This is a genomic window from Enterobacter soli ATCC BAA-2102, assembly GCF_001654845.1.
In the GTDB taxonomy this organism is placed as follows: Bacteria; Pseudomonadota; Gammaproteobacteria; order Enterobacterales; family Enterobacteriaceae; genus Enterobacter; species Enterobacter soli.
This window is the reverse complement of record NZ_LXES01000038.1, coordinates 33574-53965: the sequence shown is the minus strand read 5'-3', so window position 1 is coordinate 53965 and position 20392 is coordinate 33574. Positions and strand designations below refer to the sequence as shown.

The window sequence follows — 20392 nt, the reverse complement described above, 5'->3', positions numbered from 1 at the left end:
ATTTAACCTACCATATTATTAAGTTGCAGAAGCGGTTGTAATATTGACAGCACGATAAATAAAACAATCGTCGCCATTGATACCACCAGCGCCGGTTCAAATACCGACAGCGTTAATGTAATGCGATGCTGTAATGCCGATTCCTGGTTTTCAGCCGCGCGGTCCATTAAATTACCTAATTCGCCGCTCTCTTCGCCGGAGGCAATCATATACAGCATGGTTGGCGGGAATAATTTCGCCTGTTCCAGTGCAGCATATAATGATGCCCCCTGACGGACCGTATCAGCGGCCTGCTCCAGCACCTGTCGGGCATAAAGGTTTTCGATACCGTCCATTGCGATATACATGCCTTCCAGCAGCGGCACGCTGCTGGCTTGCAGAATGCTCAGGGTACGGATGTAACGGGCGCTGTTGATGGCGCAAACCAGCTTTTTAATCGGCGAACCGTTTACCAGCCAACTGTTCCAGCGGAAGCGATTTTTTACGTTTCGCACCCACGTCCTGAAGCCGACAACCCCGCCCACCAGGCCGCCCGCAATATAGATGCCGTATGCCTGGAGGAAGTCACTCACCGCAATCAGCGTGCGGGTGGTGATCGGCAGCTGCTGCTTCATATGGGTGAACTGTTCGATCACCTGTGGCACGACTGCCACCAGCAGAATGCTAATCACTGCAATCGCCACCACCGTCAGGGTGATCGGGTAAACCATCGCCTGCGTCAGCTTGCTTTTCATCTTTTGACGCTGTTCGTTGTACTCCGCCAGCTTTTCCAGCACGTCTCCCAGATGGCCGGTCTTTTCACCGGCCATCACCAGGGTGCAGTAAAGCTTATCGAAGGTGCGCGGAAACTGGCTGAAGGCGTCGAACAACGTGTGCCCTTCCACCACTTTTTCGCGGATCTCCAACACCATCGCCGCCAGCTTTTTATCTTCCGTCTGTTTAGAGATAGCTTTCAGCGCACTCTCCAGCGGCAGCGCGGCGTTAACCAGCGTAGAGAGCTGGCGAGTAAACATCGACAACACCGGCGTGGAGAGTTTTGCCCCGGTTTTCGCTTTTGCGGTCACCGCCGCTTCGCGGGTTTCGGTGATACTGACGGGCATGAGCTTTTGCTCGCGAAGCCACTGGCGAACCTGCTTTTTCCCTTCGGCCTGCTGGGTACCGCGCCGTGTTTTACCTGCCGCGTCCGTCGCCGTCCATGCGTAGAAGGCCATTACTCATCCCCTCCGCGTTCAGCAGTGACGCGCATCACCTCTTCCAGAGAGGTCACACCGCTGATGACCTTCAGCAACCCGTTTTCGCGCAGGCTGTAAGCCTGCTTAAAGAGCTGCGTTTCGATGGACATTTCGTCTTTATCTTCATGAATGGCGCGGCGCATGGTGCTATCCACCACCAGAAACTCATGAATACCGGCGCGACCCTGATAGCCACTCTGGCGGCAATGTTCACAGCCCACGGCGCGATAAATCGCTTTTGGCGGAGTATCCATAAAGCTGAACAGCGCTTTTTCATTGTCATCCAGCGGACTGGTGGTGCGGCAGTGGCTACACAGCCGACGCACCAGACGCTGGGCAATGACACCGAGCAACGATGAACCAATTAAAAACGACTCCAGCCCCATATCCCGCAGACGCGTAATCGCCCCTGCGGCGCTGTTGGTGTGCAGCGTAGACATGACCAGGTGACCGGTGAGCGACGCCTGCACCGCAATTTGCGCGGTTTCACCGTCACGAATTTCCCCGATCATCACCACATCCGGGTCCTGACGCAGAATAGCGCGCAGCCCGCGGGCAAAGGTCATGTCCACGCGCGGGTTAACCTGCGTCTGCCCCACCCCTTCCAGCTCATACTCAATCGGGTCTTCTACGGTCAGAATGTTACGTTCATGGCCGTTGAGCGCCGAAAGAATGGCGTACAACGTGGTACTTTTACCGGAGCCCGTTGGCCCGGTGACCAGGATAATGCCGTGCGGGCGGTCAATCAGCCCTTTTAGCTTTTCCAGCTCTTCATCAATCAGGCCGAGCTTGTTGATATCCGGCTTGAGGTTACTTTTATCGAGCAAACGCATGACCACGCGCTCGCCATACTGCGACGGAATCGTAGAAACACGCACGTCGATCGCCTTACGGCCAATACGCAGGGAGATACGGCCATCCTGCGGAAGGCGTTTTTCAGCGATATCGAGTTTTGACATCACTTTGATACGCGAAACCAGCAGCGGCGCGAGTTTGCGGGCGGGTTGTAACACTGGTCGCAGCACGCCATCGACACGAAAACGGATACTCAGCGTGCGTTCGAACGTCTCGATATGAATATCCGATGCTCCGTCTTTCACCGCCTCGCCGAGAGTGGCGTTGATCAGGCGGATCACCGGCGAGTTTTCGTCGTTATCGAGCAGATCTTCGTTATCCGGGATCTCCTCGGTGAGTGCCATGAGATCAATATCTGCATCCATGTCATCCACCAGCTGTTGGGAAACCCCGCTGTTCTGCTGCCAGATTTTGGCCAGCATCTCGTCAAACGCTTCTGGCGTCAGTGTGACCGGTGTAAAAGAGCGGCCCAACCTGCGGCGCATTTCCAGCAGGGCAAACGCGGACGCATCCTCCCGGACAAACACGTCATTGTTGTAAAACAACACGCCGTTGTCCTTCGCGTAGCCGCTGCTGCACATGACTTTAGTCAGTTCATCCACGATGCACCTCCGCCTTACTCTTTAAACGGATTACGCGAAGCCGTGGTGGTGGATTTCACGGGCGTAACGCTGCTGCTTTTATCGACCGGGAAAGCGGGCAGCACAGGGGTGTTGTTGTTTTCAACGATCCCAAGCTTTTTCTCTTCCATTCGCTGCTGCTGACGGGCGCGGATCTGGTCATATTTCTCTTTCGATGCGGCGCTGTAGTTGTCGTCATCACGCAGCACGGTGGTATGGATAAAGACCATCAGGTTGCGTTTCGCGGTATCCTCAGAGGTGTAGCGGAACAGCTGCCCTACCAGCGGAATATCGCCCAACAGCGGCACTTTGGAGACCGACTGTTTGGTGACGTTTTCCATCAGCCCCCCGAGCACCACCGTCTGGCCACTGTGCACCATCACTTCGTTATTGATGGTACGGGTGTTAAAGGTCGGGCCGAGGCTGGCATCTTCCGTGGCGCTGTTGTCCACGCTGGACACTTCCTGCTCAATCTTCAGGTGGATCATGTCGCCATCGTTGATCTGCGGCACAATTTTAAGCTTGGTACCCACGGTTTTACGCTCAACGGAGTTAAAGACGTTATCGCCGCTGGTGGTCTGCGAGCCGGAAAGAACAGGCACATCCTGACCCACGTTGAACGACGCCTCTTTGTTATCCAGCGTGACCACGCTTGGCGTAGAAAGAATGTCGTTTTTCGCCCCGGTCGAGAGCGCCGTCAGCAACGCACCAAAATCACCGTTAAAAAAGCCCGTTGCCAGGCCGGTGAAGCTTGCGCCTTTCATCACACCGTTCTTAATCTGGCTGATAGGCAGCCCGGTGGAGCCGAACTGCACGCCGCCGTGCTTACTGGTCCACTGCACGCCAAGATCCATACCGCTACCGTCCTGTACTTCGGCAATGATGGCTTCCACCAGCACCTGCGGACGGCGGATATCAAGTTTGTCGATCACCTTCTCAAGCGAATTCATCACGTTAGGCTGCGCAGTGATCACCAGCGAGTTGGTCGATTCATCGGCAGTAATATTCAGGTCAGTAGACGTCGTCGCGGTTTTACTTTTCGCCGCACCCGTCTTATCTTTCAGCTGCTCGCCGATCCCGGTTAACACCGGAACCACTTTGCTGGCATTGGCATACTTGAGGTAGAACACGCGGGTATTGCCCTCATTGTTCTGCTCACGATCGAGCTGACCAATCAGCGAACGGGTTCGCGCTCGTGCATCTTCCGAACCGCTGATCACCAGGCTATTGGTTTCGGTATCGGCCACCACTTTGGTCGCCAGTTGCGGTGCGTTTTGCCCTTTCTGCTCTTCGTTGTTGAGGTTATTCAACATATCCGAAAGCTCTTTGGCCGAGGCGTAGCGTAGCGGCACAATTTCACGGCGCTGAATGCCGTCTTTATCGACGCGCTGAACCAGGTCTACCAGGCGATTTACCACCGAGGCTTTACCGGTTAACAGCAATACGTTAGACGGCTCGAAATGCACCACGTTACCGATCCCGGTCGCATCGTTGAGCTGGCGCAGCAACGGAGCCAGCTCGCGTACAGGCACGTTTTCCATGCGCACAACGCGTGTGATGATCTCATCACCTTTGCCCGGGTTTTTGCTGTCGGCCAGCGGTGCACCGGCTGTACGGGCAACGCTTGAGCGCACGACTTTAACCATGCCGTTATCCATCGGAATGACCGACAGGCCGTAAAGATCCAGCACGCTCAGGAAGAACTGGTAATACTCATCTTCCGTCAGTACGTTATAGGTTCTGACCGATACCGTTCCCTGAACGGAAGGATCGACCAGAATGGTTTTGTTTAAGTTACGGCCTACGGTATCGATAAATTCGCGAATATCCGTGTTTTTGAAGCTCGCGCTAAAGTTAGCTGCAAGCAGCGAACTTGAATATAACGACAATGCGGTCAGCGCCACGCACGCCCAGGGAAATTTCTTCATGTCTGTACACTTGTTAATTGTTTAGAACATTAACCCGAATATTTTCCAGGTGAGCGTGGCGTCTGACGACGACCTCCGCTTCTTTCATTTTCGACCAGTTAGCAATGACATCTTTGGCATCAATGGCATTGGTCATATCGACAGAATTCACTTTTACCGCCACATCACCTTTCTGTAGCCCTGAATGGCTATAGAAGGGAGAGGCATTCCTTGGGTTGATGTTGTAGCCTTCCAGTTGGCCCTGTTCGATTACCGGTTTCAACACCAGATAATCATTCAGATGCAAACTGTCTGCGCCTGCATCTTTTGTCGATTTGGTTACCGGGGTGCTATTAACGTCACCCTTAAAGTAAGCGGGATCTTTTAATGCCAGTACCTGTGTAGCACCTTCATAATTAACCACCACATTGTCTTTATTTATTTCCTGAATAAATGCATCGTTAAATCCGCCCAGAAGCTCACCTTCACGGTAGCTTCTCTGTCCCTCCGGCGTCTTGATGACCGCAAAGGACAACCAGGCGTCGTCACTGCTTACGATCCCCTCGATCTCCGCCGCCAGCGGAGTTTTCACAGCTTCCTGAGCGTTATTCTGACGTGCTGCCGCCGTAAAAAGTGTGAAGGTCTTTTCTTCGCGCTTTTTTTCCAGCGGCTGTTTATCTGAATTCGCCAACTTATTCGTAACTTTTTTATAATCTTTAAACGTCAGATACCCTTGCTGGCCGCAGAAAATTAACAGCGCAAACATAATACAGGGCGTTATCCACCGTGACAGAAATGAGAACCTCATTTTTCATCTGGCCTTTAGCTAAGCGAAAATAAGCAGCGTCGTACTACGCCAATATGTGAGCAAATAGTAATGACACGCTATAAATACAACCACTGACTTAGCTGTTAACTTTCATTAAGAAAAATATTGACCGTATAAAATCCAGATGTTAGAGCTTGCCATCAGGTTATTTTTACTCTGTTTGCAAATTGACCATTCTGATCCGTTACCTTACTTTTCCGTACTGTTGCTATTCCTAATCAGAGACGGTAAGTCGTTATGTATCAGAGCCACTTTAATTTTAAAAATCCGCCCTTCCGGAAGATCACCCGACTGTCCGGGGATTTTCTCGTGCCTTATCATCAGGACGTGTTCAACCTGCTGAAAGAGAAATCCCAGAAGGCGGGAATTACGGGGCTCTTTAGCGACGACGCACATCTCCTGGGCCACTTCAGCGACGCGCTGAAAACAGTGAACAACACCGTGCTGGCCATCAATGCGTTTCCAAAACTGAGTGCCAGTAGCCTGCTGTACAAACTCAACCCGGAAACGAAAGCGGGCAAAAGCCGTATTCAGGCGGTGGATGCCGTGCTGCATCGGTGGCTGGAGGAGCCGTCATCGCGGAAAGCAAAAGCTAAAGTTCTGACCATTGCCCACACCGAAGCGATGAAAGAGAGCTGCCGGGAAGTGCTGGGGATGTTACTCACTCGCGCCCAGGAGCTGGATTTTCGCTTGTCCATTGTGCTGATGGGCACAGCGGCTCAGAAAACGGCGCTGATGCAACAGCCTGAACTGCGCGAGTCTATTCATACGCATCACATTATCCGCCCGCTGACCTGCCGCGAAACGCTCGGCTATGTTCAGGCACAGTGTGAAGAGCATGGGTGCGAAACGTCACCGTTAACCCCTGCACGGGTGCGTAAACTGCACGCCCTGACCAAAGGAAATATCACTGAGCTGAATGCGCTGGCGCACCTGTCGATGCTCGCCGCCTGGACGGAACGCGCAGCGCAGGTTAGCCCACGTCACTTACGCCTGGCGGCTGGCGAGATCCTGCCCGCGAAAAAACACGGGAAGCACCTGGCTACAGTGGGGTTGTTCGCCTCTGTGCTATTCGCCGCCTGCGGCTGGTATTTGACTGCCTCGGTGAATGCAAGACTGCCGATTCAACTGCCGGTTCCCGTTAGCTGGAAACACCCAATGCCGAAAGCTCAGGCACCCGTCGTGCCGGTTATCGACAACGAAATGGTTAATCAGCAGGATGCGATGCATCAGCTTTATCAGATGTGGGGTTATGACGCCTCGGCGGATGACGCTCTGTGTCAGAACGCGGCGAAAGTGAACCTGATGTGTAAACAAGGGAGCGCGTCACCGGAAACGCTGGCCAGCGAAGGTTATCCGTGGGTCAGTGAACTGAAAACCGGCAATCATCTCAACTATGCGGTGGTTGCTCGTGTCGGAGAGAACTCTCTCGATCTGCTGATGAATAACCGCACCTGGCAGGTGAGCCGCAACTGGTTTAATCAACATGCGACCGGCAACTACACGCAGCTGCACCGTCTGACACCGGAAGGTAAAGATGCCATCAGTGCCGCCAGTGACGGTAAAGACATGGCCTGGCTCGATCAGCAGCTAAGCCTGGTACTGGGCCAGCCTGAAACCCATTCGCAAACCTGGACTGCGGAAATGATGAAACGCACCCGTGAATACCAGAAAAAAATGAATCTCCATGTGGACGGTATTCCTGGTGAGGATACGTTGATGCAATTGATGCTCGACACCAAATCCACGCCGAGCGTACAGATCCAGGCCTCTCATTCAACATCGGACGCGAAAAACCAGGAGAAGCATTCCTAATGTCTACTATTTGTCTTGCTGCCCAGCGCAGCTACACCTCCGGGGAGGCGGTCTGGTTTTCGTACCGTATTCCCAGCCTGAAAAAAGTGTTTAACAACACTTTGTTGTGGATGCTGGGACTCTGCGCCATGCTGATGGCGGGGCTGTACGCGCATATTTACTGGAATTTGCGACACCCAGCCCCCGAACCTGTAAAAGTGAGCGTCGCTAAACCAGAAACGCAGCTTTCGGATATGCACTACGTTTACGTGAGCAAACCGTTCCCGCATCCGCACCCGAAACCAGCATCCGTGCAGGCCGATATCCCTGCCATGCAGGATCTTCCGATTAGCAGCGATGATGCTGACTGGCAACAGGCACCAGACAGCGAGCCGCCGCATGATACCTCGCGAGATACGCTACCAGGCACAGAAGCACATGACGACGCGCCCGCAAATACAGTTGGGGATGATACATCGTTAACAGAATTATTTAAGCAGGCATTAAAAGAACAAGCACAAGATTATGCTCAAGGCAAAACTCCCGCGCCGCCGGTAGACGAAACGCAGGATAATTCACAAAGTAGTTTGATCCATAAAGATAATGCGCGATCTCCTGTAAGTGAAAAAGGAGACCGGCTGGAGTAATCAATATTTTTCCGGCAGCGCCGTCATGTTAATAAGACGACCTTTATCAATAACAATATATTGACCTTTTTTCAGATCGGAAAGGATTTTAATAATGGTACTGCGTGCCAGATTGGTGTATTCCTGAATGTAATCGTAAACGTTGATATCGCGTTGATGGTGAACAATGAGCTCATTGATCTCAAGTAAAAATTCGCGGACAACAGAATAAGCACTGCGGGCAACCAGCACGTCATCGCGCTTACTCAACAAACAGATATACCAGGAGAGGATCTTGGTGAGTTCAGGCCATAGATTTTTCTCTGTCATCAGACGTGCAAAATCGTCCTTTTTGATAGAGCGAACCACTGTATTTGCACGCACCAGAGCGTACATATGAGAAGAGTTATAGAAAATAGCTGACAGACCAAAAATGCACTGCCCTTGTAAGGTAAACACGCACAACTCGTCAGATACACGGCGGAACTCAACTTCCCCGCTGACAATAACATGTATATATTCAGAGTCTGCCGTTGATATTTTTTGCCATTTCTTTAACGTTTTTTCATTATAACAAGACGTTGCAGAAATAATGGCTTCCATTTCATCGTGCGGACGCAGTTTTTTACCGTAAATGCTTAACATTGTTATACCCGTTTAAGATGATTAAATTAATAATATAGAGAACGCACGCCCGTGAATTAAATTACCCGGCGCATTATTGAATCAAAACCAGGATCAGTTTCTGAATATAGATAATCAGTATTAACGTAATCCCTGAAGATGCTTAGCAAGCTATGTGTCTATATTAAACGCGGGTACTTTTAAGTCAATTAACTATAAATTAATTGAGATTGAACTTAAGATTAATCTCAAGCAAAACATGGAAAAGCCTAAGTATTCGGGTGATACCGAAGGATCACCCCTGCCCGTATTTCTCTAAAAGTGCTTCGGCAATGGCCATTGTTTCTATATCAGCAACACCATCCCACCGTTGCGGGCGGAAATGCATCTGAAATACGGTAATCACTCGCTTTTGTTGTGCCTGGGTAATATTTTCCGGGACGTCATAACCATAACGCGCGAGTAAATCCAGCAACACGGCAGTTTCCACTGGCTGAGAAGGTGGCCGCCCATTGATATAGAACGCCACGCGCGCCGGATCGGGCCATGCGCCAATTCCCTGCTGCGCAAGTTCACGCCACGGGAACAGCGGGCCTGGGTCGTCTTTTCGCTGTGGGGCGATATCGGAGTGCGCGACCACGTTTTCCGGTTTGATGTGGTAACGGGCAATAATGTCTTTGGCAAGCGGGATAAGCGCGGCAATTTGTGCCGGTTCAAACGGGGTGAACGTTTTATCTCCGCCCGTTTTTTTCCAGCCGCGGTTTTCCAGCTCAATCCCCACAGAGGTATCATTTATACGGTTTGTGCCGCGCCAGAAACTGATACCCGCGTGCCAGGCAAGCTCACTCTCCGGCACTAGTTGCCAGATACGCGGTTTACCGTCAGGTGCGGGGGGTCGTGCGGGGATTAAATAATGTGAGCTGACGTTTTTATCCGTCAGTGTTGCCAGCGAGCTGTCAAAATCATCGGCGGTGTAGTGAATAACCAGCACCTTAATACGCGGATACGCCGCCTGTGCCTGATGACGGGTATCCAGCTCGTATGCGCCTTTATCGACTATCCCTTTTTCAGTGGCACACCCTGCCAGCAACAGCGCCAGCAGGAGCGTGAAGAGCAAACGCTTCATCGACGGGTTTTCACCGCCGTGCCGCTGACGCTCACCATCAGCATACTGGCATCTTTGCCCACCGTTTCGTAGTCGATATCAATCCCGACAACCGCATCAGCGCCCAACGCTTTGGCCTGCTCGCCCAGCTCTTTGAACGCGATTTCGCGCGCTTTACGCAGCTCTTTTTCATACGCGCCAGAGCGCCCGCCGACGATGTCGCGGATACCGGCAAAAAAGTCGCGGAAGATATTCGCGCCCAGGATGGCTTCGCCCGTTACCACGCCGCAATACTCGATAATCGGCTGCCCTTCCAGGGTTGGCGTTGTTGAAAACAGCATCGTTTCTCTCCTTCTTTAGCGTTCAATGCCTTAGCGTGCTACTCAGCCAGCATTATCGGTTCGTTACGCTATGATTGAAAGGATAGTTAATAAATAAGGAAATCAACATGCGCTACTCTGCTTTAACGCTTTTAGTGCCATGCGCGCTGGTGCTCAGCGCCTGCACCACGACGGTTACACCGGCTTTTAAGGATATCGGAACACGCAGCGGCCCCTGCATAGACGGTGGTCCGGATGCCGTGGCGCAGCAGTTCTATGATTATCGTATTCAGCACCGCAGTAACGACATTACCGCACTGCGCCCGTATCTGAGCGATGGTCTGGCGAAACTGCTGAATGATGCAAGTCGCGATCCACAGCATAATACGTTGCTGAAAGACGATCCGTTCTCCAGCCGCGCAACGCTCCCTGACAGCGCCGAAGTTGCCAGCGCATCCACCATTCCTAATACCGATGCGCGAAACATTCCTCTGCGCGTGAAACTGACCCAGGGAACCCAATCCTGGCAGGATGAAGTGCTGATGATCCGCGAAGGACAGTGCTGGGCTATCGACGACGTACGCTACGTGGGAGGCAGTGTTCATGCCCCGGCAGGCACGCTGCGCCAGTCGATTGAGAACCGCTAAACCATCCGTTACAAAATTGTTAACCCCGTAAAATGTGCGGCATTTCATGCGGAATGCCGACATTTATACTCGCCGCCATTGCCCTTCGCTATTTTGTGCTATGTTTAGAAGGTATTACGGGTTATATTTAACTTTTAACGCATAAATATTGCATAACTATTCTGTCAACGGTACTATCTGCGGCCTCAATTGCTATAGATTGCCTGGATGAGTAAAGACTGCCCCGATGAGTATTAAACTAAACGGCATTAACTGCTTCTACGGCGCACACCAGGCGCTGTTCGACATCACGCTGAACTGCCCCGAGGGCGAAACGCTGGTTTTGCTCGGCCCAAGCGGCGCAGGCAAAAGCTCCCTTCTGCGTGTCCTCAATCTGCTTGAAATGCCTCGTTCAGGTACGCTGGCAATTGCCGGTAACCACTTTGATTTCGCGAAAACGCCGTCTGATAAAGCCATTCGTGAACTGCGTCAGAACGTGGGTATGGTATTTCAGCAATATAATCTTTGGCCGCACCTGACCGTACTGCAAAACCTGATTGAAGCGCCTTGTCGCGTGCTCGGTTTAAGCAAAGATCAGGCGATGGCTCGTGCCGAAAAATTGCTGGAACGTCTGCGTCTTAAGCCTTACAGCGATCGTTATCCGCTGCACCTTTCCGGCGGTCAGCAGCAGCGTGTGGCCATTGCCCGCGCCCTGATGATGGAGCCGGCCGTGCTGCTGTTTGATGAGCCGACGGCGGCACTCGACCCGGAAATCACAGCCCAGATCGTGAGCATTATTCGTGAGCTGGCGGAAACCAACATTACGCAGGTTATCGTAACCCATGAAGTGGAAGTGGCGCGTAAAACCGCCAGCCGCGTGGTCTACATGGAAAACGGATTTATCGTCGAACAAGGCGATGCAAGCTGCTTCACAAATCCGCAAACCGATGCCTTTAAAAATTACTTATCTCACTGATGTGTTAGGGAAAATGATAATGAAAAAAGTATTGATTGCAGCACTGCTTGCGAGCGTCAGCCTTTCCGCTACCGCAGCCCAGACTATCCGTTTCGCTACCGAAGCGTCTTATCCTCCGTTTGAATCCATCGATGCGAACAACAAAATTGTTGGCTTTGATGTCGATCTGGCTAACGCCCTGTGTAAAGAGATCGATGCAACCTGTACCTTCAGCAACCAGGCGTTCGACAGCCTGATCCCAAGCCTGAAGTTCCGCCGTATTGATGCCGTAATGGCAGGTATGGACATCACCCCGGAGCGTGAAAAACAGGTTCTGTTCTCAACCCCTTACTATGACAACTCTGCCCTGTTTATTGGTCAGAAAGGGAAGTACACCTCTGTTGATCAGCTGAAAGGCAAGAAAGTGGGCGTGCAGAACGGCACAACTCACCAGAAATTCATCATGGATAAACATCCGGAAATCACCACCGTTCCTTACGACAGCTATCAGAATGCGAAGCTGGATCTGCAAAACGGTCGTATCGATGGCGTATTTGGTGACACCGCAGTGGTGACCGAGTGGCTGAAGGCGAACGACAAGCTGGCCGCTGTGGGCGACAAAGTGACGGATAAAGATTACTTCGGCACCGGCCTGGGTATCGCGGTTCGTCAGGGCAACACCGAATTGCAGCAGAAATTCAACGCCGCTCTGGAGAAAGTGAAAAAAGACGGCACTTACGAAACCATCTACAAAAAATGGTTCCAGAAGTAATTCCTGATGAATGAAATTTTTCCTTTAGCAAGCGCCGCCGGGATGACCGTCGGCCTTGCCGTTTGTGCACTCATTATCGGCCTGGTGCTGGCGATGTTCTTCGCGGTGTGGGAATCAGCTAAATGGCTCCCTGTCGCCTGGACGGGCTCAGCGCTGGTAACCGTGCTGCGTGGGCTACCCGAGATTCTGGTGGTCCTGTTCATCTATTTCGGCTCCTCGCAGCTGCTGCTGATGCTGTCTGACGGCTTCACCATCAATCTTGGTGTGGTACAGATCCCGATTCAGATGCAGATTGAGAATTTTGACGTCAGCCCGTTCCTGTGCGGCGTGATCGCGCTTTCCCTGCTCTACTCAGCCTATGCTTCGCAGACCCTGCGCGGCGCGCTGAAAGCGGTGCCTCAGGGGCAGTGGGAATCCGGCCAGGCGCTGGGGTTGTCGAAAGCCGCCATCTTCTTCCGTCTGGTCATGCCGCAGATGTGGCGCCATGCCCTGCCGGGGCTGGGCAATCAGTGGCTGGTTCTGCTGAAAGATACGGCGCTGGTAAGCCTTATCAGCGTGAACGACCTGATGCTGCAAACCAAAAGTATCGCGACCCGCACCCAGGAGCCATTTACCTGGTACATTGTGGCCGCGGCTATCTACCTGGTGATCACGTTGCTGAGTCAGTACATCCTTAAGCGTATTGACCTGCGTGCAACGCGTTTTGAACGGAGACCAGGCTGATGCTTGAGTATTTACCCGAGCTGATGAAAGGGCTGCACACCAGCCTGACGCTGACCGTGGCGTCCATCATCGTGGCGCTGATCCTGGCACTTGTTTTTACCATCATCCTGACGCTGAAAACGCCTGTGCTGGTGTGGATTGTGCGCGGCTATATCACCCTGTTTACCGGTACGCCGCTGCTGGTGCAGATCTTCCTGATTTACTACGGGCCAGGGCAGTTCCCGTCATTGCAGAACTACCCGGTTATCTGGCATCTGCTCTCCGAGCCGTGGCTGTGCGCCCTGATTGCCCTCTCGCTGAACAGTGCGGCCTATACTACGCAGCTGTTTTACGGTGCGATCCGCGCGATCCCGGAAGGACAATGGCAGTCCTGCGGCGCGCTGGGGATGAGCAAGAAAGACACGCTGGCAATCCTGCTGCCGTATGCGTTTAAACGTGCTCTCTCATCGTATTCCAACGAAGTGGTGCTGGTGTTCAAGAGTACTTCTCTGGCCTACACCATTACGCTGATGGAAGTGATGGGCCACGGGCAGCTTCTGTATGGACGCACCTACGATGTGATGGTGTTCGGCGCCGCGGGTCTGGTGTATCTGGTGGTGAATGGTCTGCTGACGCTGATGATGCGTTTAATCGAGCGTAAAGCGCTGGCGTTTGAACGTCGCAGTTAAATCAGTTTTTGCATAATCACATATTAAGAAGACGGGCAAGTCTAAACACTGCCCGTCTTTTTTTATTTATAAAATAATATTTAATCATTTTTATTGCATATAAATTCAATCACTGGCATTGTACGTCCATGCCGCAGACACGGCGCATAAGACAGATTGACAGACGGGAGCATTAAAATGAAAAAGATAGTTCTGGCCGCATTACTGGCAACTTTCGCCGCTGGCGCAGCAGCCGCAGATAAAATCAATTTCGGCGTATCTGCCACTTATCCACCTTTTGAATCTCTGGATGCCAGCAACCAGATCGTCGGTTTTGATATCGACCTGGCAAAAGCGCTGTGCAAACAGATGCAGGCCGACTGCACTTTTACCAACCACGCATTTGACAGCCTGATCCCGTCTCTGAAATTCAAAAAATACGACGCGGTGATCTCCGGTATGGATATCACGCCAGAGCGTAGCAAGCAGGTTTCCTTCACCGACCCGTACTACGCGAACTCCGCTGTGGTGATTGCGAAGAAAGGCGCTTATAAATCCTTTGACGAGCTGAAAGGCAAACGCATTGGTATGGAAAACGGCACCACGCACCAGAAATACCTTCAGGACAAACATCCGGAAGTGAAAACCGTGGCCTATGACAGTTACCAGAATGCGATTATCGACCTGAAAAATGGCCGTATTGATGGCGTGTTCGGTGACACCGCCGTGGTGAACGAGTGGCTGAAAACCAACCCGCAGCTGGGTACAGCAACCGAGAAAGTGACCGATCCACAGTACTTCGGCACCGGTCTGGGTATCGCGGTTCGCCCGGATAACAAAGCGTTGCTGGAAAAACTGAACGGCGCCCTGAAAGCGATTAAAGCTGACGGCACCTACCAGAAAATCAGCGATCAGTGGTTCCCGCAGTAATCGTTTTTGCCGGGTGACGGCTTCGCCTTACCCGGCCTGTGGGGGGAATTCCAGGCCGGATAAGCGCAGCGCCATCCGGCAACTCTATAAGGGCACAAAGAAACGAAAACGCGCCCCACTCACCGAATCCATCAGCCGGATCCCACCGCCGTGCAGCTCCAGCATCCGCTTCACAATCAACAACCCCAGACCGCCACGGTTATCCCGCGACGCCTGCGTGTTTAACGCCGAAGGCCGCACAAACAGATCGTCACGCAACGCTGCATCCACACCCATGCCGCTATCCGCCACTTCAACCTGCAACTGCTCATCTTCTTGCCATACCGCCAGACGAATTTCCCCGCCCGTTGGCGTATGGCGGATAGCGTTATCCAGCAGATTGGTCACCACCCGCTCAATCATCGACACGTCGGCATTCACCAGTGGCAAGGGACCAGGCACATCAATATGCAGCTGAAGCGCCCGGGTACGCGCTGTCAGCTCAAACTTTTGCGCGACATCGGAAATCAGCTCTCCCATGGCAAAACGCTCGCGCTGCGGTTTGATGCCGCCATGTTCCAGACGCGCCAGTTCAAACAGCTGCTGAGAGAGATGGCGCACCTTTTGTCCCTGGCGCAACGCGGTCGTCAGATACTGCTGATGCTCCTGCGGAGTCAGGGTGGCGGATTTCAGCGACAACGTTTCCAGGTAGCCCAGGAGTGAGGTCAGCGGCGTGCGTAAATCATGGGAAATATTGGCGATAAATTCCCGACGCTGGCGGTCGCTGTCGGCCAGTTGATCCCACTGGGAAGTGATTTTGCGTGCCAGCTCGATAAAGGTATTGCGCAGTGTCGCCACTTCATCCCCCGTGGCGGACGCCAGCGGCTGTGCAGCAAGCTGTTTAATCGCGCTGATACTGTCTTGCTCAAGCCCGGTCACTTCCGCCGTCAGGCGCTTCACCGGGCGCGTGACCCAAAACCAGACCAGTAACCCCGCCAGCAGGCCAAACAGCGCCACCAGCAGCAACGACCACAGCGCTGTGCTCCACAACGCCTTATGCCAGGCGATATCCGCCAGAATGTTTGACTCTTCGCCCTGCAAGATAATGTACAGATACCCGCGTAACTCCCCATCCTGACGTAGCGGCACCGCACTGAAGACTTTCTGTTTATCGGTACTGCGCGGATCATCGCCATACACCGGCATCACGGCCCCGCTAAGGAAGGTTTGCACAGGGGCGATGTCGATTTTTTGCCGCTGAATATGCCCCGCAGGTGCGGCGTCTGCCAGTAGTTCGCCCTCAGGTGAAACCACATACAGCTCAACGCTTGGGTTAAAGGTCATTAGCCGGTCAAACAGGGGTTTCAGCGCCCGGCGGTCAACCCTGCCCTGCGCATCCAGAATCGGTTCACGCTGCACAATCTGTTGTGCCAGGCCGCTGGAAAGACGCTGAACCATGGAGTTGCCATATTGCTGGCTACTGTACATTTGCACCAGACAGGCCACCGCCGCACAAAGCAGCAAGAGCAAAATAAACAGCAGCGTCAGGCGCTGGCCCAGGCTAAAACGTCGCATCATCATTCAGCTCCGCAAATTTATAGCCTTTGCCCCAGACGGTCCGGATGATCTCCGGCTCTGCGGCATCTTTTTCAATCTTGATCCGCAGGCGGTTGATATGGGTGTTGACGGTATGCTCGTAGCCTTCGTGCTGATAACCCCAGACCTGCTCCAGCAACGCCAGACGCGAGAAAACCTCCCCCGGGTGGCGGGCAAAAAAGTACAGCAGCTCGAATTCGCGTGGTGTGAGATCGACCTCCTGCCCGTGCAGACGCACACTGCGGCTGAGCGGATCGAGCGTCAGGCCGTGCGCCTGAATGTTGCCTGCGGTTTGCGCCTGCCCCATCGCCTGCTGGCGGCGGAACAGCGCTTTAATGCGCGCAATCAGTTCCTGCACCGAAAACGGTTTAGCAAGATAGTCATCCGCCCCGGTTTCAAGCCCGGTAATACGATCGGTTTCACTGCTGCGGGCGCTGATAATAATAATGGGCAGGTAGCGGGTCATCTGACGAATGCGGCGGCAAATCTCGAGGCCGTCGACCGTCGGGAGCATCAGGTCGAGGATAACGGCATCCCACGGCGTTTGCTCCAGGCGCAGCAACGCCTTGCCACCGTCCGGCTCGTGGGTAATGGCGTAACCTTCGTCTTCCAGATTCAGGCGCAGGAGCGCGGCGATATCGTGGTCATCTTCCACCAGCAGGATCTGCTTCATCGGTAAGCCTTTCTTTAATTCTGATGACTTAAGCTTACCTGATTTCGCGGGGTGGAAGAGTTCACATTTTGTTTAAGATTTAACGAGCAACGTCAGCACTTCATAATGCGCAGTGTGCGGGAACATATCGAAAAGCTGAACGCGTTCAACGCGGTAACCCGGCAGATGTGCAATGTCTTTCGCCATGGTCTGCGCGTTGCAGCTGGAATAGACAATGTAATCCGGTGCCATCTGGCTCAGGTAGTCGCACAACGCTTTACCGATGCCACGACGCGGAGGATTCACCAGTACCAGCTCCGGCACGTTGCCCTGACCGGTGGCAAACTGCGTGGAATCCAGTGCCTGGAAATGAAGATTCGTTAACCCAAGCTCGGCCGCCGATTGCGTTGCGCAGGCTATAGCCTCAGCGGAGATCTCAATCCCAGTCAGCGTCATTTCTGGCGTGGCGCAGTGCAGGCCAAACCCGCCGACCCCGCAGAACAGATCCCACATATGCTTGATGTTCAGCGCCCGCACCCAGTCGCGGGCGGTGGCATACAGGGCACTCGCCACTACCGGGTTAGTCTGGAAGAAGCTCTGCGGGCGGATCCACAGCGGCACATCATTAAAGCTTTCGGCCAGTGCGTGCTGCTCGGTGAAGAAGATCTCTTTGTCCCCTTCCATAATTGCCATATGCACCGGCTGAATATTTGCCGTAATCACCTTAAGCTGCGGTAACTGTTTCTGAAGCCACGGCAGCGCCGTGCGCAGCTGTTCCAGCTTGGCTTCTGAGCGCAGCACAAAACGCAGCATCATGCCGCCATCGCGCTGGCTTTCGGTGAGTAAGAGGTATTTCAGCTCGCCGCGTTTGCGGGCCACGTTATAGGGCGTTAACCCCGCGCGGGCAATAAAAGGCTCCAGCGCGGTGAAAACGGGTTCAAACGAAGCAGGATAGAGCGGACAATCGGTCAAATCTTCCGGCGTGCCGTCGCGGTGCAGCATCCCCAGCAGCGGTTTTTCGACGCTGCCGCTGACCACCATTTTGGCTTTATTGCGAAACCCTTGCTCAGGCCCACTGACCGGTGCGCACCACTCGCCCACCGCGTGTTCAGCCAGCAGCTGTTGTAAATCGGTCATTTTGGCGGTGAGTTGTTGCGAGACGGGCTGTTCTATCCACTGACAGGAGCGACAGCGACCCGCGTCATAGAGTGCGCACTGCATATGAAAACCTTAAGAATAACGAGGGCTGCGATTATACACATTATTGCAGGCGGAAAAACCGTCGGCTGGAAGCCGGCACATACAACAAGAACAGCACCAGCGCATCCGGCAGTTTTTGCATCACCAGCGAGCGCAAAATCTCACGTTTGGATTCCCCTGCAATACTGAACAGTTCCGGGTAGCCATACCCCAGAGAAGCCGCCCACAGGTAACCCGTGGCCACAACCTGCGTCAGCAGGTAAACCCAGCGCGCCCAGTTACGCCCTTTAACCAGAGAAAACGCACAGTAAATCTCAACAAACACCAGCACCAGGCTGCTCATAAAGACCAGCGTCAGATTCCACGTCTGCACGCTACGGTGAATGAATTCACCAATACCCCGCGCACCCAGCGTATTCAGAATCATCAGCACATCCAGACAGCGGATCATAATAATGGCGAGCGCCGCCACCTGCACCAGCGCAGGAACGTTAAGACGGGCGTGCGTTTGACGTGATTTTTTAAAGAATCCCAATGTTTTACTTCCCTGAAAAACAGTGCCGCGACACGCGCGGCACTTCACTGGAAATTTTAAATGCTTCAGCCGCGTCTTGCACGCTGGATATCACGCACGCGTTGTTTTTCAGCACGCGCCATCAGATACCAGGCGATAAAACCGACAACGCCGACCACACCGAGGATAATAGAGGCCAGGGCGTTAATCTCAGGGTTAACCCCCATACGCACGCTGGAGAAGACCAACATCGGCAGGGTCGTCGCCCCCGGCCCGGACACGAAGCTGGCAATCACCAGATCGTCCAGAGACAGGGTAAACGCCAGCAGCCAGCCGGAGATCACCGCAGGCATAATCATCGGCAAGGTAATGATGAAAAACACCTTCAGCGGCGTGGCGCCAAGATCCATAGCGGCCTCTTCAATAGAACGATCCAGTTCCCGCAGACGCGAGGAGATAACCACAGCCACATAGGCGGTACAGAAGGTGACGTGAGCCAGCCAGATCGTCAGCATCCCACGGTCCGCAGGCCAGCCGATCGCATGAGCCAGCGCAACGAACAGCAGTAACAGCGACAGGCCGGTTATTACATCCGGCATAACCAGCGGCGCGGTTATCATAAACGCAAAGCCGTTAGACCCGCGAAAACGACCAAAACGCACCATCACCATTGCGGCAATGGTACCGAGGATCGAAGCCATGGTGGCGGCACACGCTGCGATGGTCAGACTCAGCCCCACCGCGCTCATCATTGCATCATCGTGGAACAACTCGCTGTACCAGCGCGTCGACCAGCCCGCCCACACCGTTACCAGCTTAGAGCTGTTAAAGGAGTAGATAACCAGCATCAGCATCGGCGCATACAGGAAGGTAAACCCGATCACCAGGATCAGAATTCGCCACGGGGAGCGTACTACCGGTAAATTGTTCATCCGTGATCCCCCATCTGTTTTTGCTGGTACTTGTGGAACCACATGATCGGCACGATCAGCAGCAGCAACATCACAATCGCTACCGCAGACGCCACCGGCCAGTCGCGGTTATTGAAGAACTCCTGCCACAGCACGCGACCAATCATGATGCTGTCCGGGCCGCCGAGCAGTTCAGGGATAACAAACTCCCCTACCGCCGGAATAAACACCAGCATCGAACCGGCAATAATCCCACCTTTGGTGAGCGGCACAATCACGTTAAAGAAGGTTTTCAGCGGACGAGCGCCCAAATCAAGGGAGGCTTCCACCAGCGAGTAATCAATACGCGTCAGCGCCGTATAAATTGGCAGCACCATAAATGGCAGGTAGGCGTAGACAATCCCGATATAGACCGCGAGGTTGGTATGCAGGATGGTCAGCGGCTGATCGATAACCCCAAGCCACATCAGGACGTTATTCAGCACACCGTTATTTTTCAGGATCCCCATCCACGCATACACGCGGATCAGGAACGAGGTCCACGACGGTAAAATCACCAACAACAGCAGAATATTACGCGTCGATGGCTTACTGTGCGCCACCGCCCATGCGAGCGGATAACCCAACAACAGGCAACAGATCGTCGAGATCGCCGCCACCTGCAATGACTGCAAATACGCTTCAAAGTAGAGCGGATCGTCGGTCAGTTGCAGGAAGTTGCCAAGATTCAGCGTCAGCGTCAGCTGCCCGTCAGCCCAATCCATCAGGTTGGTATAAGGCGGGATCGCCCGCGCCATCTCTGCCAGGCTGATTTTGAAAACGATCAAAAACGGCATCAGGAACAGCAAGATCAGCCAGATATAAGGCATGGCGATCACCAGTTTGCGTCCGTGCGCCATCTTAAAGCGCGTCAGTCCGTGCGCAAAACCACCCGGTTTTTGTACGCGGGCTGGAGGTTCAAGTGTACTCATTGTC

General features: G+C 53.4%; 21 protein-coding genes. 8 read left to right on the top strand and 13 right to left on the bottom strand.

Annotated features, from left to right (window positions below; all coding sequences use genetic code 11):
• Window positions 1-2: 2 nt before the first annotated feature.
• From gspF to gspC, 4 genes are read right to left on the bottom strand one after another with little or no spacing between them, the layout of a single operon-like run.
• Window positions 3-1211, bottom strand: coding sequence for a type II secretion system inner membrane protein GspF (gspF, locus tag M987_RS12835; RefSeq protein WP_014069530.1), 1209 nt, complete (start codon window positions 1209-1211; stop codon window positions 3-5).
• Window positions 1211-2689, bottom strand: a complete 1479-nt coding sequence (gene gspE, locus M987_RS12830; protein WP_014069529.1) for a type II secretion system ATPase GspE — start codon at window positions 2687-2689, stop codon at window positions 1211-1213. The genes gspF and gspE overlap by 1 nt, the downstream gene beginning before the upstream one ends.
• Before the next feature lie 14 nt (window positions 2690-2703).
• Window positions 2704-4635 (bottom strand): type II secretion system secretin GspD, encoded by a 1932-nt coding sequence (gene gspD / locus M987_RS12825; RefSeq protein ID WP_014069528.1) that lies wholly within the window; start codon window positions 4633-4635, stop codon window positions 2704-2706.
• Between the two features lie 13 nt (window positions 4636-4648).
• On the bottom strand, window positions 4649-5380 hold the full coding sequence (gene gspC, locus M987_RS12820) for a type II secretion system protein GspC (protein WP_041162022.1): 732 nt from the start codon (window positions 5378-5380) through the stop codon (window positions 4649-4651).
• Window positions 5381-5680: 300 nt separating this feature from the next.
• Here gspC and M987_RS12815 point away from each other — a divergent pair, with 300 nt between their 5' ends.
• Together M987_RS12815 and M987_RS12810 are read left to right on the top strand one after the other, a co-directional pair.
• Window positions 5681-7258: an ExeA family protein gene (locus M987_RS12815; protein ID WP_014069526.1), complete on the top strand. Its 1578-nt coding sequence runs from the start codon at window positions 5681-5683 to the stop codon at window positions 7256-7258.
• The gene (locus tag M987_RS12810; RefSeq protein ID WP_014069525.1) at window positions 7258-7884 is read left to right on the top strand and encodes a hypothetical protein; all 627 of its coding nucleotides are present in this window, start codon (window positions 7258-7260) and stop codon (window positions 7882-7884) included. Before M987_RS12815 ends, M987_RS12810 begins: the two co-directional genes overlap by 1 nt.
• Here M987_RS12810 and M987_RS12805 read toward each other — a convergent pair whose 3' ends face one another.
• The 3 genes from M987_RS12805 to M987_RS12795 all read right to left on the bottom strand — a co-directional run bounded on the left by M987_RS12805 (window position 7885) and on the right by M987_RS12795 (window position 9933).
• Window positions 7885-8508, bottom strand: a complete 624-nt coding sequence (locus tag M987_RS12805) for a helix-turn-helix domain-containing protein (RefSeq protein ID WP_014069524.1) — start codon at window positions 8506-8508, stop codon at window positions 7885-7887.
• A gap of 274 nt (window positions 8509-8782) precedes the next feature.
• On the bottom strand, window positions 8783-9613 hold the full coding sequence (locus M987_RS12800; protein WP_014069523.1) for an N-acetylmuramoyl-L-alanine amidase: 831 nt from the start codon (window positions 9611-9613) through the stop codon (window positions 8783-8785).
• On the bottom strand, window positions 9610-9933 hold the full coding sequence (locus M987_RS12795) for a heavy metal-binding domain-containing protein (protein ID WP_014069522.1): 324 nt from the start codon (window positions 9931-9933) through the stop codon (window positions 9610-9612). Before M987_RS12795 ends, M987_RS12800 begins: the two co-directional genes overlap by 4 nt.
• A 107-nt stretch (window positions 9934-10040) precedes the next feature.
• Here M987_RS12795 and M987_RS12790 point away from each other — a divergent pair, with 107 nt between their 5' ends.
• The 6 genes from M987_RS12790 to artJ all read left to right on the top strand — a co-directional run bounded on the left by M987_RS12790 (window position 10041) and on the right by artJ (window position 14565).
• A complete protein-coding gene (locus M987_RS12790; protein ID WP_014069521.1) occupies window positions 10041-10559 on the top strand; it encodes a lipoprotein in 519 nt (172 codons plus the stop codon).
• 226 nt (window positions 10560-10785) lie between these two features.
• Window positions 10786-11514 (top strand): arginine ABC transporter ATP-binding protein ArtP, encoded by a 729-nt coding sequence (gene artP / locus M987_RS12785; protein WP_014069520.1) that lies wholly within the window; start codon window positions 10786-10788, stop codon window positions 11512-11514.
• 19 nt (window positions 11515-11533) lie between these two features.
• Entirely contained in the window at window positions 11534-12265 is a 732-nt protein-coding gene (artI, locus tag M987_RS12780) for an arginine ABC transporter substrate-binding protein ArtI (protein WP_014069519.1), read from the top strand.
• A 6-nt stretch (window positions 12266-12271) separates the two neighbouring features.
• Complete coding sequence (artQ, locus tag M987_RS12775) at window positions 12272-12988, top strand: arginine ABC transporter permease ArtQ (RefSeq protein WP_014069518.1); 717 nt, start codon at window positions 12272-12274, stop codon at window positions 12986-12988.
• Window positions 12988-13656, top strand: coding sequence for an arginine ABC transporter permease ArtM (gene artM / locus M987_RS12770; protein WP_014069517.1), 669 nt, complete (start codon window positions 12988-12990; stop codon window positions 13654-13656). The genes artQ and artM overlap by 1 nt, the downstream gene beginning before the upstream one ends.
• Window positions 13657-13833: 177 nt before the next feature.
• Window positions 13834-14565 carry an arginine ABC transporter substrate-binding protein ArtJ gene (gene artJ / locus M987_RS12765; RefSeq protein WP_014069516.1) on the top strand — a complete coding sequence of 244 codons (732 nt, stop codon included), beginning with the start codon at window positions 13834-13836 and terminating at the stop codon, window positions 14563-14565.
• An 84-nt stretch (window positions 14566-14649) separates the two neighbouring features.
• Here artJ and M987_RS12760 read toward each other — a convergent pair whose 3' ends face one another.
• The 6 genes from M987_RS12760 to potH form a co-directional block, all read right to left on the bottom strand.
• Window positions 14650-16122 (bottom strand): sensor histidine kinase, encoded by a 1473-nt coding sequence (locus M987_RS12760; protein ID WP_014069515.1) that lies wholly within the window; start codon window positions 16120-16122, stop codon window positions 14650-14652.
• Window positions 16106-16813 (bottom strand): response regulator transcription factor, encoded by a 708-nt coding sequence (locus M987_RS12755; protein WP_014069514.1) that lies wholly within the window; start codon window positions 16811-16813, stop codon window positions 16106-16108. The genes M987_RS12760 and M987_RS12755 overlap by 17 nt, the downstream gene beginning before the upstream one ends.
• Window positions 16814-16885: 72 nt before the next feature.
• The gene (gene rlmC / locus M987_RS12745; protein WP_014069513.1) at window positions 16886-18013 is read right to left on the bottom strand and encodes a 23S rRNA (uracil(747)-C(5))-methyltransferase RlmC; all 1128 of its coding nucleotides are present in this window, start codon (window positions 18011-18013) and stop codon (window positions 16886-16888) included.
• A 40-nt stretch (window positions 18014-18053) separates the two neighbouring features.
• Window positions 18054-18527 (bottom strand): YbjO family protein, encoded by a 474-nt coding sequence (locus M987_RS12740; RefSeq protein WP_014069512.1) that lies wholly within the window; start codon window positions 18525-18527, stop codon window positions 18054-18056.
• Window positions 18528-18592: 65 nt separating this feature from the next.
• A complete protein-coding gene (gene potI / locus M987_RS12735; RefSeq protein WP_014069511.1) occupies window positions 18593-19438 on the bottom strand; it encodes a putrescine ABC transporter permease PotI in 846 nt (281 codons plus the stop codon).
• The gene (potH, locus tag M987_RS12730; RefSeq protein WP_014069510.1) at window positions 19435-20388 is read right to left on the bottom strand and encodes a putrescine ABC transporter permease PotH; all 954 of its coding nucleotides are present in this window, start codon (window positions 20386-20388) and stop codon (window positions 19435-19437) included. The genes potI and potH overlap by 4 nt, the downstream gene beginning before the upstream one ends.
• Window positions 20389-20392 lie beyond the last annotated feature (4 nt).